Origin of the sequence: Streptomyces sp. NPDC048590, assembly GCF_043199535.1 — a bacterium.
In the GTDB taxonomy this organism is placed as follows: Bacteria; Actinomycetota; Actinomycetes; order Streptomycetales; family Streptomycetaceae; genus Streptomyces.
Window position 1 is genome coordinate 28,465 of the sequence record NZ_JBICWC010000016.1, and the last position, 14,066, is coordinate 42,530.

A 14,066-nucleotide genomic window follows, 5' to 3' on the forward strand; every position below is an offset into this window, starting at 1 on the left:
GGGGCGTGGCGGCGCCTCTTTTCTGGGACTTCCGGTCGGAACCGAAGGCCGCCCGCGTTCACTTCGGACGTCGGCTCGCATCTCAGGACCCGCCGCTCCCCCGGTCGCCATAGTGGGGTCATGCCCTCCAACCCACAGCGCCCCGCACCCGCGCCGAGCGGCCTCTCGGACGCGGCCGCTGAGGATCTGTGCCGTCGTCGATGTCCGCGCGGCGCATCCACTTCCACAGCGTCATCGCGTGGACGCCGAAGTCGGCAGCCACCTGCTCGACAGTGACACCCGGACCACGATTCCTCGCGACCCGCACGACGTCCTCGCGGAACTCTTGGGGACAGGGCTTGGGCACAGCAGCATCGTTCCCACCTGCCTGACGAGGCAGGCCAGTTCAGATGTCACCCTTGCGTGCGGCAGACCCGGGAAGGTGGCGAACCGACCCTGGAGAATCGGAGATCCACTGCATAGTCTCCGACAAGCCCAATATTCATGGCTTGTCCACTCACTTCGGAGTCCCCGTGGCTATGCACGAGCATGAAGTCGACCGTCGCACCCTGTTCCGGGTCGGCCTTGGCACCGCAGTCGCTGCTGTCGTCGGCACGGAGGTGGCGTTCCCGGCCGCTGCCGGTGCGGCCCCCTCGCCGCAGTTCCCCTGGATCATCGACTGCGACAGCTGGGGTGCGCGGCCGCCGGTCAGTCCGGTCCAGATCGGCAGCAACACCACCAACAAGATCATCCTGCACCACATGGCGTTCCCCAATGTCACTGACTACTCCCGCGAGCACGCCATGCAGTTGGCGCGTGACTGCCAGGACCTTCACATGGACACCAATGGCTGGGCGGACACCGGCCAGCACTTCACCGTCAGCCGTGGCGGCCATGTCCTCGAGGGTCGCCACCGCAGCCTGGAGACCCTCGTCACCGGCGAGCACCAGGTGACCGCCGCCCACTGCCCGGGAGAGAACGGCAACGCCATCGGGATCGAGAACGAGGGCACCTACACCACCGAGACCCCGCCGGCGGCGCTGGTGGACTCGCTGGTGGAACTGTGTACCGCGGTGTGCAGGCAGTTCGACCTGAATGCGTGGGACATCTTCGGCCACTGGGACTTCCGCCTGGGCACCGACTGCCCAGGTGTCGCGTTCTACCGGCTTTTCCCCGGGATCCGCCGGCGAGTGATGCAGTCCATGAACGTATCGCCCGCCGCCGCACCCGCACGGCGCTGGCCGGACATCTGGCGGTTCGTCGACAGTCAGGTGGTACGGGTCGCCCAGTACCTGCTGGTGAACGCCGGTTACAGCGACCTGCCCATCGACGGTGTGTTCAGTACCGACATGAACGAGGTCGTCGCCGACTTCCAGACCAGTCGGGGCATCGCCGTCACGCCTGACGCCACCTTCGACACCCCCACCTGGGAAGCGCTGGCCCCCACTCTGGACAAGGGCGCCTCCGGACTTCCCGTTCAGGCCGTGCAGTATCTGCTCGCCATCAAGGGCTATGCGGACACCGTCAGCATCACGGGCGCCTACGACCACAGCACCAAGAAGGCCGTGCAGGACATGCAGCGTCTGCACAACCTGCACCCCAACGGCAAGATCGACCTCAGCACATGGTGCGCGCTGGTCGGCGGAACCGTCCGCGAGACCCTCACCCGCTGAGCGCTCTCCGGCCCGGCCGGCGGGTGGGATGCCTGTCGCGGGAACCGGCTCCAAGGTCCGCGTCGCGGTCCGGAGCGCCTGCACCAGGGTCGGCTTGTGCGACAACCGCGCAAGATGATCTTCGAGAGGCTGTCTGAGCAGCCTCGGACAGAACGCCGATCCCCTCCTGACCCGCATCTACGCGAGTCAGGAGGGGATTCGTCGGCATCTGTGGGACTCCTCCGGGACGTTGGGTCGGGATCACCGAATCCGACCCAGCGCCTGAGGCCGTTACCGCCACGTCCCATCAGACCGTACCCCCAGCACAACGGGCGGTTCGGGCCGCGCTGGCAGGACGTGGTACTTTCCGGACGCCAGTCGAACTCGTGAGCGTAGAGGTACACGTGCACGGGTCAGGGAATCCGGTGAGAGACCGGAACTGACGCGCAGCGGTAAGGGTGACAGGCGGGACAGAAGCCACTGGATGCAGGCCACGGCCGGGTCCGGGAAGGCGTTCCGCCGGGGTGATCCCGAGTCCGAAGACCTGCTGGCGACCTGATCGTCCGCACGGACCCCGCGTATGGGTCTGACGCCTAGGAAGCCGCCACCGTGCACCTGTCACGTCCCACCCGCTGTTCCGTCCTGCTCCTGACCGGGGCCCTGCTGCTTACCGCGTGCGGTTCCGGCTCCGGCTCCTCCGCCAAACCCGCAGGCACCGGGAGCCAGGGCGTGACCTTCGACAACTGCGGGCGGAAGGTGACGGTCGAGGACGCGCCGAAGCGGGCCGTGTCGCTGAACCAGGGCACCACCGAGATCCTGCTCTCCCTCGGTCTGGCAGACCGCATGGTGGGCACGGCCACCTGGACCGATCCAGTCATGAAGGGACTGGAGAAGGGCGACGGCGAGGTGCCCCGGCTCGCCGACAACCAGCCGTCGTTCGAGAAGGTCCTGGCCACCGAACCGGACTTCGTGGCGTCCTCCTTCGCCTCCACCCTGGGCAAGGGCGGAGTGGCACCGCGCGAGAAGTTCGAGGAGCTCGGCGTGCCGACGTATCTGTCGCCCGCCGACTGCGAGGGCAAGGACAACAGCGGTGATGGCGACGGCGCACGGACGAAGCCGCTGACCATGGAGACGGTCTACCGTGAGGTGCGGGAACTGGCCCGGGTCTTCCGGGTGGAGGATCGGGGTGAGCAGTTGGTCGAACGGCTGAAGAGCCGGGTGACCAAGGCCACGTCCGGGATCCGCGCCGAGGACACCACTGTCCTGTACTGGTTCGCGAACCAGGAGTCCCCCTACATGGCGGGCTGCTGCGGCGCGCCCGGCATCATCACCAACACGCTCGGTGCGAAGAACGTCTTCGACGACACCAAGCAGGAATGGCCCCAGATCAACTGGGAGACCGTCGCCGACCGCGACCCCGACGTACTCGTCATCGGCGACCTCACCCGCAAGTCGCAGACCGCCGAGTCGGCGGCCAAGAAGATCGCGTTCCTGGAGTCGAATCCGGCGACGAAGAACATGAAGGCGGTGAAGGACAAGCGGTACGTGCTGCTCAGCGGGCAGGCCATGAACCCGACGATCCGTACGGTCGAGGGCGTGGAGAAGGTGGCCGCTGCGATGCGCGCGTACGGGCTCGGCGGATGACCACCGCCCTGCGGTCCTCCCCCGTCCGCCCGACTCGGGGCGGCGCCGCCGGGGTGCTGCGCCTCGTGGCCGGCCTGTCCGGTGGGCTGGCGGTGCTCGCCGTGTCCGTCGCCGTGGCCATCACCATCGGCCCGGCGGACATCGGCGTGGGCGACGTCTGGTCGGTGGTCGCCTCCCGTCTGGGCTGGGGCGCGACGGAGTTGACTCCGATCCGCGAGGGCATCGTCTGGAACCTGCGGCTGCCGCGTACCCTGCTCGCCGCGGTGTGCGGCGCCGGACTCGCGGTGTGCGGCGCGGTGATGCAGTCACTGCTGCGCAACCCCCTCGCCGACCCCTTCGTCCTGGGGGTCTCCTCGGGGGCGTCGACCGGCGCCGTCACCGTGATCGTCCTCGGTGCCGGCGGCGGTGTCCTGTCCGTCTCCGGCGGCGCGTTCCTGGGTGCGGTCGGTTCGTTCGCGCTGGTGCTGCTGCTCAGCCACACACTCGGAGGGACGACGGACCGGGTGGTGCTGTCCGGGGTGGCGGCCATGCAGTTGTTCTCCGCTCTGACCTCGTTCGTGGTGACGACGGCGGCCGACGCGGAGACCACCCGGGGCGTGCTGTTCTGGCTGCTCGGCTCGCTCAGCGGGGCCGGCTGGACCGAGGTGGGACTGTGCGCGGCCGTCCTGGCGCTCGCCCTTGTGGTGTGCCTGGGCCATGCCCGCACCCTGGATGCCTTCGCCTTCGGACAGGACGCCGCGGCCACGCTCGGGGTCGCGGTGGCCCGTACCCGGCTGGTGCTGCTGTGCGTGACCGCACTGCTGACCGCCGCTCTGGTCAGCTCCGCGGGGGCGATCGGCTTCGTCGGCCTGGTCCTGCCGCACGCCGCCCGCGCCCTCGTCGGCCCGGGGCACGCCCGACTGCTTCCGGTCACCGCTCTCGCCGGGGCGGTGTTCCTGGTCTGGGCCGACACCCTGGCCCGTAACGTCCTCGATCCCCAGGAGGTGCCGGTGGGCGTGGTGACCTCACTGGTCGGCGTCCCGGCCTTCGTCCTGGTCCTGTACCGCACGAGGAGGATGCGATGACGGCCCGCGCACCAGGGCGGAACGACGGTGTCCACACGCCGGGGCGAGCACCGACGACCGCCCGGCCGACACCCGAGGACGTGTCGTGCGCCGGGCCGCCCGCCCTCGCCGCCGACCACGTGAGCCGCTCCATCGACGGGCGGCTGATCCTCGACGGCGTCAGCCTCGTTCCCCGCCCCGGCTCCGTGACCGGTCTGCTCGGCCCCAACGGCTCGGGGAAGTCGACACTGCTGCGGCTGCTGGCGGGCGTCCTCACCCCCGCCTCCGGCGTCGTCACCCTCGACGGGCGCCCACTCGGCAGCTGGGGCCGCCGCGCCGTGGCCCGGCGCGTGGCCGTCGTCGAGCAGCACGCCGACACCCTCGTCGAGCTGACCGTCCTCGACGTCGTACGCCTCGGACGCATCCCGCACCGCCGCGCCTGGACTCCCGCCACCCCGTCGGATGAGGAGGCCGTACGCACCGCCCTGGGACGCACCGGTCTCACCGACCGCGCGGACCAGCCCTGGCACACACTGTCCGGCGGCGAACGCCAACGCGTGCAGATCGCCCGCGCCCTGGCCCAGGAACCGCGCGAGCTGCTCCTGGACGAGCCCACCAACCACCTCGACATCCAGCACCAGCTCGACCTGCTGAACCTGATCGCCGAACTGCCCGTCACCAGCATCGTCGCCCTGCACGACCTCAACCTGGCCGCCATGTACTGCGACCAGGTCGTCGTCCTCAAAGACGGCCGGGTGATCGCCGCCGGCACTCCGGACGACACGCTGACCGAGCCCCTGATCGCCGACGTCTACGGCGTGCGCGCCGAGGTGACCCGCCCCGGCCCCGGCGACCGGCCCCACATCCGCTTCCTGGGCACGGTGGCCGGGAACTGACGGCAGGCCACCACCCGCGCCGCGTTCGGGAGCATCGGCGACTCGTCCTTCACCGCCGCGACCCGGGGCACGACCGTGAGTGCGGAAGACACGATCACCGCGCGATGAGGCATCTGCCGGAGTCGTAGGGTCGCGGTATGCGCATCGTCTCCCTGCTGCCTGCCGCGACCGACATCGTCGCCGAACTCGGTCTGTCCGCACAGCTCGTCGGCCGCACCCACGAATGCGACTGGCCACCGAGGGACGTCGCGTCCGTCCCTGTGGTCACCGGCGCCGACCTGGACCAGGAGCGGCTAACCAGCCGGGAGATCTCCGACGCCGTCGGCGGATCGGCACACTCCGGATCCTCGCTCTACACCCTGGACACCGAGGCACTCTCGGCGCTGCGCCCCGAGGTCGTCCTCACCCAGGACCTGTGCGACGTGTGCGCCGTCTCCTACACGGAGGTCAGCCGGACCGTCCGCCTCCTCGACGCCGACACCCGCGTGCTGAGCCTGGAGCCCCGCACGCTGGGCGACGTGCTGGACTGCCTGGTCACGGTCGGAGACCTGCTCGGCGTGCGGAAACATGCCGAACAGCGCCGGGCCGAGCTCTCCGCCCGCCTCGACAGGGTGCGCGCGGCGGTCGCGGGCCGTGCCCGTCCGCGGGTGGTGGCGATCGAGTGGCTGGATCCGCTGTGGCCCGCCGGACACTGGGTGCCCGAGCAGATCACGGTGGCCGGCGGCGAACCGCTCCTCGCCTCGCCCGGCGAGCACACCAAGCCGATGACGTGGGAGGCAGTACGCTCCGCCCGCCCGGACGTGGTGCTCCTACTGCCCTGCGGTTTCCCGCCGGAACGGACCCTGCGGGAGCGGGAACTGCTCACCGGCCTGCCCGGATGGCGGGACCTCCCGGCCGTGGGCGCCGATCGGGTGTGGGTCCTGGACGGCCCGTCCTACTTCAACCGTCCAGGACCCCGGGTGGTGCGTGGGGCGGAGGTGTTGGCTCACGTCCTGCACGGCGTGCGTGCCGATGAGCCGGTCACGCCCGCCGAGGCCCGCCGTCTGTGAGGCGGAAGTGTCAGAACGCAGTCCAGGTGAACGCCACCCGGTCACCCGCGTTCAGCTTGAACTGGCACCCACCGACCGGGGTGGACGTACCCGTTGACGGAGATGTTCCAGTACGCCACCCCGCCACCGCTGACGTTCTTGATCGTGTCGACCGAGTAGTCGTCGAACCCGCGACAAGATGACGCATGCCCTGCGACACCTGTGCGCGTCGATGATGACCACCAGCGGGGTAGACGTGCACACGCTCGCGGACCGGCTCGGACGCGCCGATCCAGCGTTCACTCTCCGTAAGTACGCGCGCCGGGTCGCGGAAGCCGGGTCCGGGATCCGCATCGCGGTCCGGAGCGCCTGTACGAGGACGTCCGAAAGTTTCGAGTTGCCGAAAGTTTCGACGAGGCTGATCGTGCCGCATTCCGACCCTCCTCCCCCAAGGCGCCTCTTGTGCCCGCATTGAACAGTGAGGAAGAGATCCACGATGACACCCGAGTTTCGGAAATGTTACGGAAACCGTTGACAACTTACGTGCCAGGCTCGACTGTTGTGTCGCTCCCCGGCCGTGCACGGATACGCACGACCGGACTGTGCCACCTCACCTCATCGATGGACGCCGACGCATGTGCTCGGCGCGCCCTCGGTCACAGACCGTGCCTTTCGCGAGGAGGAAACAACGCATGAGCGACATCGTCCCCAACTCCGAACCACGTCAGGTCAGTCGCAGGAAACTCGTCTTCGGCGGTGCCGGGGCGCTGATGGCGGCCGGGACAGCGGGTCTGTTGCTGCCCGGAACAGCGCGCGCCGCAACGGTCCTGACGAGCAACTCGACCGGTACGCACAACGGCTACTACTACTCCTTCTGGACCGACGCCCCGGGCTCCGTCAGCATGACCCTGTCGGACACCGCCGGCTCGTACAGCAGTCAGTGGAGCAACACCAACAACTGGGTCGGCGGCCTCGGCTGGAGCAACGGCAGCAGACGGGCCGTCACCTACTCCGGCTCGTTCAACCCCGGTAGCAACGGCTACCTGGCGCTGTACGGATGGACCGCGAACCCGCTGGTCGAGTACTACATCGTGGAGAACTTCGGCCCGTACAACCCCGGGTCCGGCGGCACGAGGCGGGGCTCGGTCACCGACGGTGGCGGGACGTACGACATCTACGAGTCCACCAGGACCAACCAGCCCTCCGTGGAAGGCACCAAGACCTTCCAGCAGTACTGGAGCATCCGGCAGAGCAAGCGCAGCAGCGGCACCATCAACACCGGCACGCACTTCGACGCCTGGGAAGCGGCCGGAATGCCCATGGGGTCGTTCAACTACTACATGATCATGGCGACGGAGGGCTACCAGAGCACCGGAAGCTCCAGTGTCAGCCTGGGCGGTGGCGGTACCACACCGCCGCCCACCACGCCTCCTCCCACCACGCCTCCTCCCACGGGGACCGGCGCCTGCACCGCCACATACCGCACCACCAACTCCTGGAGCAACGGCTTCAACGGTGAGGTGACCATCAAGGCCGGCAGCGGCGGCATCACGAACTGGAAGGTGCCCGTGACGCTGGCGTCCGGCCAGACGGTCACCTCGCTCTGGAACGGCACCTCGAGCCGGAGCGGAAACGTTCTGACGGTGACCCCGGCCAGCCACAACCGCACGCTGGGCGCCGGCCAGTCGACGTCGTTCGGCTTCACCGTGAGCGGACCCAGCAGCCCGTCCCCGTCGGTCGGCAGCTGCAGCGCGGGCTGACCCGGCCGTCCCGCGCACTCGCCCACCCTGCGGTGCGGTGTCCCCCGGGCACCGCACCGTCGGCCGGCGAGGCGGTGGGAGTCGATGGCGGTCGCAATGATGGTCCCGTTGCAGGTCAAGCGGTCGACGATGGCCGTGCGGATACGGGGATCGCCGCCCGCCACGTCACGCCGAGCTCGCGCTCAGGCTCCCGCATCGACATGCCGCACGGTGGTCAACGTCGGATCGCCGCGGTTCGGCGGGCAGAAGAGCGCTTGTCGGCCGTCTCCGCCGGGTCCGGGGTCAGTGGCGCCCTGGCACCCGCCGCACCTCGAAGTCGCTGATGCGGAAGTGGCTCCAGGTCGTACGGAAGGCGAAGTGGCCGCCGGTGTACGGCTGGGGGTCGCGGTAGTCGAAGACCAGACTGCCGTTGTTCCACCAGCGCACGGTGGAGCCGTCCGAGACGATGCGTACCCGGTTGGGCTCGTTCGCGGTGAGCAGGGGCCGGGTGTAGTCGTACACCAAGGGGCGGTTGCCCGGCTCCCCGACGTACCGGCGCAGCCGGGTGGTGGTGTTCGTGTTGGCGCCGTACCCCGCGTAGTAGGTCCGCAGGTGGTCGTACTCGGCCAGCGCACCTCCGCGCTCGGTGGCGAAGAGGTCGTGGGGGGATCGGGCGTCGGTCGCGTTCCAGAAGTTGTTGAGGTCGGAGACGCGGTCCCAGGCGCCTCCTGCCGACACCGCGGTGGCGGTGTACGACAGGATGTAGGGGCCGGTCAGGCGCTGCCTGAACCAGACCGTGGCACCTGCGGGGACGTTGATGTCGAGCACCCCGCGCGAGGCGGTGACCTCCCCGCCCTGCTCCAGCTCCACGGCCCACCGCCGCAGGCCGTGGCGGAAGTCGTCGGCCGCGATGAGGCGTCCGCGGTGCGGATGCGCGGAGGCGGAGGCCACGGGCAGCAGCGCGCTGATGACGGTGCCGGCGGCGAGCACTCCGAAGGCGCGTCTGCCGGTGGTGGGTGTGTTCGCCGGAATGGACACGGGGCTCCTTGATACGCGTGTGGCGGGTGGGCTGACCTGACCCTGCCTCACAGCGGATCACTTTCCCGGAATCCAAAGGAAGTTGCCATCTGATCGCAATGTTTCAAACAGGAGGTGGCACGGGTGTCGAACGTGTCGTGTGCGCTGCGGTCGGCCGGGGCGGCCTCCGCGCCGGATGCGCAGGACCACCTCTCACTCGCCCCCATCTGCCGCCACGACCACGCTGCTGCGGTACTCGACCGGCCGTGCACGGTGAAAGTCCAGGTGAGCGCGGGTGCGGACCTGGCCCTTCTCCCCGTGTGCCGCAGTGCGTCGGCATGGCCGAACCCTTCACCGCTGGGCGACTGGTCGAGGACGGACAGCCGGACGCGGAGTGGGGATTCCATGGTCACTTGCCCTCTTCGCCGTCGCCATCGTCGCCGTCGCCATCGCCGGGGACGGTGGTCGGGTGGTGAAGGGCGGGGACGATGCGCCAGTCGCGCTGGAAGACGAGGTTGTGCAGGTCTGCGGCGACGATGGCGCGCAGCGTGGGGATCAGTTCCTCGGCCTGGTCGGGGGTGAAGACGTTCAGCGGCCACTCCTCGACGGTGGCGCCGCGCAGGTGGGGGTGGTGGAAGCCGGCCCCGTAGTGGGCGTGGAGAGTCATGGGAGCGATGCCGGTGAGGCGTTGTTCGGGCCACAGCAGGTGCCAGGTCGCGTGGCTTCCCCCGTCGGCGTCACGCAGCGGACCGGTGGCCCTGACCGTGCCTGTGCCCATCAGAAGGTGCTCGTTGAACTCGCCGAGCACCTGACGGACGGGACGGTCGAGCAGCTCGGTGGCTTCGCGGAACGCGGCCTCCTTCTCGGAGCGGGCGGTGTGCCCGCCGTGCGTCCCTTCCCGGAGGTCTGTGAGGTGGCGGACCAGGGCCTCCATCGGAGCGGGCATGGCGGTGTGTGCGTTCGCGTGGATACTCATGAGAAGACGTCCTCTACGTGAGTGGGCAGGGTGCGCAGAGCGCCGGCAAGGTGGCGGAGCAGCTGGCTGCCGGGCAGCAGGACATCCCCGTGTTCCGGTCCGGAAGGCTGGAACAGACCGACCGGCACGTGTGCGGCACGCAGCAGACGGGCGTAGCGCTCGGCGTCGCCGGCCACCGGGTCCGTGCGTCCGGCGGCGAGGAGGGCTGGAGCGAGTCCGTCGAGGGAATCCGCCTCGAACGGAGTGCTGTGCAGTCGTGTTCCGTCGCCGGCCGAAGGGGGCGTCGGGCCTGCGCCGCGCCAGAGGCGCCAGGCGCGGCGCAGGTCCGCGGCCGCGGGAAAGGCGGCTGTGTCGCGTCGGTAGGAGGCGGCCGTGCAAGCTGGGTCCAGGGGCGGATAGGCGAGGACCTGTGCGGCGAGGGGCCGGCCGCGTTCCCTCGAGGCAAGTGCGGCGCAGGCCGCGAGGGTGCCTCCCGCACTGTCTCCGCCGACCGGCACCCGCGTTCCGTCCGCCTGGGTGCGGGCCCAGTCCAGGGCGGTCAGTACGTCCAGCAGGGCCGCCGGATGGCGGTGCGCGGGCGCGAGCCGGTAGTCCACGCTGACCACCGTCCATCCGGAGAGCGCGGCGAGAGACGCGGTGGTCCCGTGCCAGTCGGCGGCGGAACCGTACTGCCAGCTCCCGCCGTGCGCCCACACGAGCCAGCCGGCCGACGGCGCCCGGGTGGAAGTGTCGGGCCGGTAGACGCGTACCGGGACTGCTTCCGATGCGGTGAGGGTGCGCGTTTCCCATTCGACGGAGAGGCTGGCGACGGCGTGCCGGGAAGCCACGGTCGGTCCTTTCGTTCGGCGTGGAGGATGGGGCGGGCGGCCTGGGCTTGGCCACCCGCCCGGCTTGACGGGTTGCACCGCGTGCGGCGGATCAGGCGCGGGCCGCGGTCCGCTTGGCCCGCAGGAAGACCACGGCGATCAGGACGCCGAGCAGGACCAGGGCGGCGTTGGCGGCGATCGCGATCGTCACGCCCCGCAGGACCGCGCCGGCGGTGACGACGCCCGCGGTGGCGGCGGTGACGACTGTGGACATGATCGGAGTGCCCATGGTGATACCGACCTGCTGGGACATGGTGGCCAGACCGGTCGCCAGGCCCTGTTCCCGGTCGGGCAGGCCGGAGGTGGCTGTGACCATGAAGCCGACGATGACGAGCATGTTGCCCACCCCGCCCAGGAAGGTGGCGGGCAGCAGCAGCGCCATCGAGGCCGTCGTGCTGGTGCCCAGGAAGAGCAGGGCCGCGGTGAAGACGGTCTGGATGATCCCCCCGGCGACGAGGGTTGTCAGGGTGGAGGTGCGGGCGATGATCCTCGGGGCGAGTACACCGCCGAGTACGGTTCCGATCCCGAGGACGCCGAAGGAGAGTCCGGCCTGCAGCGGAGTGAAGCCGAGGGTCTTCTGCAGGTAGAGGGTCAGCAGGTAGACCAGCGAGGTCTCGGTGACGAAGGCCAGGAGCCCGGCGATGTTGCCCCACGCCACGGTGGGTCGCCGCAGCACACTCAGCGGGACAAGCGGCTGGTCGGCCTTGCGCTCGACGAAGTAGAAGACGACCAGCAGCACGACACCGGCGAGCAGGCCGGTCAGGGTGTGGGCGTTGCCCCAGCCGTGCTCACCGGCCTGGGTGAGGCCGTAGACGATGCCGAGCAGGCCCAGAGTGACCGAGAGGGCGCCGGGCAGGTCCAGCTTCGGCCGCACCGCGGGCCGGGATTCCTTGATGACGGCGGGTGCGACGAGCAGGACCGCGAGGGCGACGGGGACGTTGATGAAGAACGCCCAGCGCCAGGAGAGCAGGTCGGTCAGGACACCGCCGAGGATCGCGCCGGCGGTGAACCCGGCCGACATCAGCGCCCCGTTCAGTCCCAGCGCCTTCTGCCGCAGTGGGCCCTCGGGGAAGGAGGTGATCAGCAGGGACAAGCCGGCGGGCGTGACGGCCGCGGTGGCGAGGCCCTGGAAGACCCGCGCGATGAGCAGCACCTCCGGGCTCGTGGCCAGTCCGCCGGCCAGAGAAGCGGCGCCGAGAACGCCGAGGCCGACCAGGAAGGTGCGCTTACGGCCGATCAGGTCGCCGAGCCGGCCGAAGAAGAGTGTGAAGCCGGCTGCGGCCAGCGCGAAGGAGGTGGCGATCCACTGCAGGTTCGACAGCGAGAAGCCCAGGCCCTCGCCGACCACGGGCAGTGCGACGTTCAGGATCGAGAAGTCGACGGCGAGCATGAACTGGGCGACCAGCAGCACCGCCATGACGACCTTCAGGCGGCCGGTCAGCTGCTGCGGGAAGTCTGGTGCTGCGGGCGACTGGGCGGTGGACCGCGGTGCCGCATCAGTAGTGGACATGACTGACGAATCCTTTCGACGTCGCGCCCCTTCGGCACACCCGCACGGGACGGGCAGAGAAGCGAGGGGCGCAGCAAGGGAGCAATGGAGGGGTTACTAACGGGTCCAGCGTTCCGTTACGCCAAGACAGTAGCACCCTGGAGCGCCGTAAGGGAACCGCAGTGCCGATAGGATGGTCTTGGCATCATGAACGCCAGAGACAGAAGGAGGCCGCCATGCCCGCAACCCCCACCCCGGGATCCGTCCGCCCCGGTGGGCGCACCGCCCGCGTCCGCGAGGCCGTCCTGCGGACGGCGGGCGACGTCCTGGTCGAAGAAGGCTTCGCCGCACTGGATCTGGCGGAGGTCGCCCGCCGCTCCGGCGTCGGCAAGACGACCGTCTACCGCCGCTGGGGAACGCCGGGGGCAATGGCGGCGGACCTGCTGGAGGACATGGCGGCCCAGTCCCTGCCCCGCGCGGAGACCGGCTCCGTCACCGAGGATCTGCGGGCCAACGCCCGCTTGGTCGTGAAGACCCTCAACGACCCCCGGCAGGGCCGCCTGTTCAAGGCCCTGATCGCCGCGTCGCTGTGCGACGAGCAGGCCGCCCAGGCCCTTCACCGCTTCTACGCCGTCCGTATCGCCGAGTGGGCCGGCTGCGTCACCGACGCCGTCGCCCGGGGCGAACTACCCGAAGGGACGGACCCGCACCGCGTCATCGCCGCCGTCTCCGCTCCGCTGTACTACGCCCTGCTGAATACCGGCCACCCCCTCACAGACACCGACGCCGACCACGCCGCCGCGTCCGCAATCGCCGCAGCCCGCGCCGAGACCTGACCCACCAGGGCGCCGGAGGACTACCTGCAGCACCTCGTGGCCGAGTCCGGAGACGCCGCCCGCCCATGCCCGGCGGGTCCCTTTCCATCACCGCGGCGGGTACTCACTTCGCCACCATGCTGGAGGGGTGGCGTTGCTACGAGATCGGCCTTGCGGCCGGCATCGGCGTCGCCTGTCCGCACCTGCGTCACCTGGTGATTTCCCGGACCCTGACCGAAAGCCCGGACCAGGCCGTCGAATTGCGGGTGCTCCGACCGGGAAGGTTCGCCGGGACGGTCGTCCGGGCATATGGACGCCGTGAACGTGCCCGGATCCGCAGCGAGAAGGGCATCCGCCGGGGCGGCAGGCCCCTCCGAGTCGCTTCTTGGTCCAGCCCGGCGAAAGCCCATGCGTCTCGCAGCGCTAGTGCCGCATCAGACAACGTTCGCCCCGTTGTCGGCCGGCGGTGTCAGCCCATGCTGAGTGGCGCGGTTTACTCGGCCTCGAGCTGGTGGTCCGCCCAGACGTAGCTTTCGGGCAGCAAGTCGGTGATCAGGACGGTTCGGATGCGGTCTACTTCGCCGACGATGGCCTTGAGGGCGGGGAAGTAGTCGAGAAGGACCTGACGGCACCGGCCGCACGGGGGAACAACCCCTCGGTCGCGGTCGCCTACGGCGACGATGGTGTCCAGCTCATAGGCGCCCTGGGCGGCTGCCGCACCGATGAGGACCAGCTCGGCGCAGGGGCCTCCCGTGAAGTGGTAGGCGTTCACCGCAGTGATGATCCGGCCGTCGCTGGCTCGGGCTGCGGCTGCCATGGTGTGGTTGTCTCCCCGGCAGCGCGTGCGCGCGACATGGGCTGCGGCCTGGATGAGTTCGTGGTCGACGGGGTGGGTCGGCGTGGTCATCTTCTCTGCCTTCGT

General features: G+C 69.9%; 13 protein-coding genes, 1 pseudogene and 1 riboswitch. Of the genes and pseudogenes, 7 read left to right on the plus strand and 7 right to left on the minus strand.

Annotated elements, in window-relative coordinates:
* Positions 1-118: 118 nt before the first annotated feature.
* A complete protein-coding gene (locus ACGFNN_RS32980) occupies positions 119-346 on the minus strand; it encodes a transposase (protein ID WP_393561494.1) in 228 nt (75 codons plus the stop codon).
* Positions 347-518: 172 nt separating this feature from the next.
* Between ACGFNN_RS32980 and ACGFNN_RS32985 the strand changes: the two genes are divergently transcribed.
* From ACGFNN_RS32985 to ACGFNN_RS33005, 5 genes are all read left to right on the plus strand, one after another.
* Positions 519-1,652, plus strand: coding sequence for an N-acetylmuramoyl-L-alanine amidase (locus ACGFNN_RS32985; protein WP_393561496.1), 1,134 nt, complete (start codon positions 519-521; stop codon positions 1,650-1,652).
* A gap of 350 nt (positions 1,653-2,002) precedes the next feature.
* Positions 2,003-2,198: riboswitch (cobalamin riboswitch) on the plus strand.
* Positions 2,199-2,240: 42 nt separating this feature from the next.
* On the plus strand, positions 2,241-3,275 hold the full coding sequence (locus tag ACGFNN_RS32990; RefSeq protein WP_393561498.1) for an ABC transporter substrate-binding protein: 1,035 nt from the start codon (positions 2,241-2,243) through the stop codon (positions 3,273-3,275).
* The gene (locus ACGFNN_RS32995) at positions 3,272-4,339 is read left to right on the plus strand and encodes a FecCD family ABC transporter permease (protein ID WP_393561500.1); all 1,068 of its coding nucleotides are present in this window, start codon (positions 3,272-3,274) and stop codon (positions 4,337-4,339) included. The genes ACGFNN_RS32990 and ACGFNN_RS32995 overlap by 4 nt, the downstream gene beginning before the upstream one ends.
* Positions 4,336-5,214: an ABC transporter ATP-binding protein gene (locus ACGFNN_RS33000; protein ID WP_393561502.1), complete on the plus strand. Its 879-nt coding sequence runs from the start codon at positions 4,336-4,338 to the stop codon at positions 5,212-5,214. The genes ACGFNN_RS32995 and ACGFNN_RS33000 overlap by 4 nt, the downstream gene beginning before the upstream one ends.
* A gap of 137 nt (positions 5,215-5,351) precedes the next feature.
* Positions 5,352-6,263, plus strand: coding sequence for a cobalamin-binding protein (locus tag ACGFNN_RS33005; protein WP_393561504.1), 912 nt, complete (start codon positions 5,352-5,354; stop codon positions 6,261-6,263).
* Positions 6,264-6,273: 10 nt separating this feature from the next.
* Here ACGFNN_RS33005 and ACGFNN_RS33010 read toward each other — a convergent pair.
* Positions 6,274-6,430 (minus strand): annotated as a pseudogene (locus tag ACGFNN_RS33010) (DUF4430 domain-containing protein); the annotation flags it as partial.
* 504 nt (positions 6,431-6,934) lie between these two features.
* Between ACGFNN_RS33010 and ACGFNN_RS33015 the strand changes: the two are divergent.
* Positions 6,935-8,002, plus strand: coding sequence for a glycoside hydrolase family 11 protein (locus ACGFNN_RS33015; protein ID WP_393561506.1), 1,068 nt, complete (start codon positions 6,935-6,937; stop codon positions 8,000-8,002).
* A gap of 282 nt (positions 8,003-8,284) precedes the next feature.
* Here ACGFNN_RS33015 and ACGFNN_RS33020 read toward each other — a convergent pair whose 3' ends face one another.
* The 4 genes from ACGFNN_RS33020 to ACGFNN_RS33035 all read right to left on the minus strand — a co-directional run bounded on the left by ACGFNN_RS33020 (position 8,285) and on the right by ACGFNN_RS33035 (position 12,350).
* Positions 8,285-9,019 (minus strand): DUF6250 domain-containing protein, encoded by a 735-nt coding sequence (locus ACGFNN_RS33020; protein WP_393561508.1) that lies wholly within the window; start codon positions 9,017-9,019, stop codon positions 8,285-8,287.
* 388 nt (positions 9,020-9,407) lie between these two features.
* Positions 9,408-9,974, minus strand: a complete 567-nt coding sequence (locus ACGFNN_RS33025) for a hypothetical protein (RefSeq protein WP_393561510.1) — start codon at positions 9,972-9,974, stop codon at positions 9,408-9,410.
* The gene (locus ACGFNN_RS33030; protein ID WP_393561512.1) at positions 9,971-10,801 is read right to left on the minus strand and encodes an alpha/beta hydrolase; all 831 of its coding nucleotides are present in this window, start codon (positions 10,799-10,801) and stop codon (positions 9,971-9,973) included. The genes ACGFNN_RS33025 and ACGFNN_RS33030 overlap by 4 nt, the downstream gene beginning before the upstream one ends.
* Positions 10,802-10,892: 91 nt before the next feature.
* Positions 10,893-12,350, minus strand: a complete 1,458-nt coding sequence (locus ACGFNN_RS33035; protein WP_393561514.1) for an MFS transporter — start codon at positions 12,348-12,350, stop codon at positions 10,893-10,895.
* Between the two features lie 215 nt (positions 12,351-12,565).
* On the opposite strand from ACGFNN_RS33035, the gene ACGFNN_RS33040 reads away from it, so the two are divergent.
* The gene (locus ACGFNN_RS33040) at positions 12,566-13,165 is read left to right on the plus strand and encodes a TetR/AcrR family transcriptional regulator C-terminal ligand-binding domain-containing protein (protein ID WP_393561516.1); all 600 of its coding nucleotides are present in this window, start codon (positions 12,566-12,568) and stop codon (positions 13,163-13,165) included.
* 472 nt (positions 13,166-13,637) lie between these two features.
* Here the strand turns inward: ACGFNN_RS33040 and ACGFNN_RS33045 are convergent, their stop codons facing one another.
* Positions 13,638-14,051, minus strand: coding sequence for a cytidine deaminase family protein (locus ACGFNN_RS33045; protein ID WP_393561518.1), 414 nt, complete (start codon positions 14,049-14,051; stop codon positions 13,638-13,640).
* Positions 14,052-14,066: the final 15 nt, after the last annotated feature.

Excerpts from the sequence above, each read along its gene's own strand:
- ACGFNN_RS33000 (WP_393561502.1), top strand. The coding sequence starts at position 4,336 with ATGACGGCCCGCGCACCAGGGCGGAACGACGGTGTCCACACGCCGGGG.
- ACGFNN_RS33025 (WP_393561510.1), bottom strand. The coding sequence starts at position 9,974 with ATGAGTATCCACGCGAACGCACACACCGCCATGCCCGCTCCGATGGAG.
- ACGFNN_RS33045 (WP_393561518.1), bottom strand. The coding sequence starts at position 14,051 with ATGACCACGCCGACCCACCCCGTCGACCACGAACTCATCCAGGCCGCA.
- ACGFNN_RS33040 (WP_393561516.1), top strand. The coding sequence starts at position 12,566 with ATGCCCGCAACCCCCACCCCGGGATCCGTCCGCCCCGGTGGGCGCACC.
- ACGFNN_RS32995 (WP_393561500.1), top strand. The coding sequence starts at position 3,272 with ATGACCACCGCCCTGCGGTCCTCCCCCGTCCGCCCGACTCGGGGCGGC.
- ACGFNN_RS32985 (WP_393561496.1), top strand. The coding sequence starts at position 519 with ATGCACGAGCATGAAGTCGACCGTCGCACCCTGTTCCGGGTCGGCCTT.
- ACGFNN_RS33005 (WP_393561504.1), top strand. The coding sequence starts at position 5,352 with ATGCGCATCGTCTCCCTGCTGCCTGCCGCGACCGACATCGTCGCCGAA.
- ACGFNN_RS33015 (WP_393561506.1), top strand. The coding sequence starts at position 6,935 with ATGAGCGACATCGTCCCCAACTCCGAACCACGTCAGGTCAGTCGCAGG.
- ACGFNN_RS33035 (WP_393561514.1), bottom strand. The coding sequence starts at position 12,350 with ATGTCCACTACTGATGCGGCACCGCGGTCCACCGCCCAGTCGCCCGCA.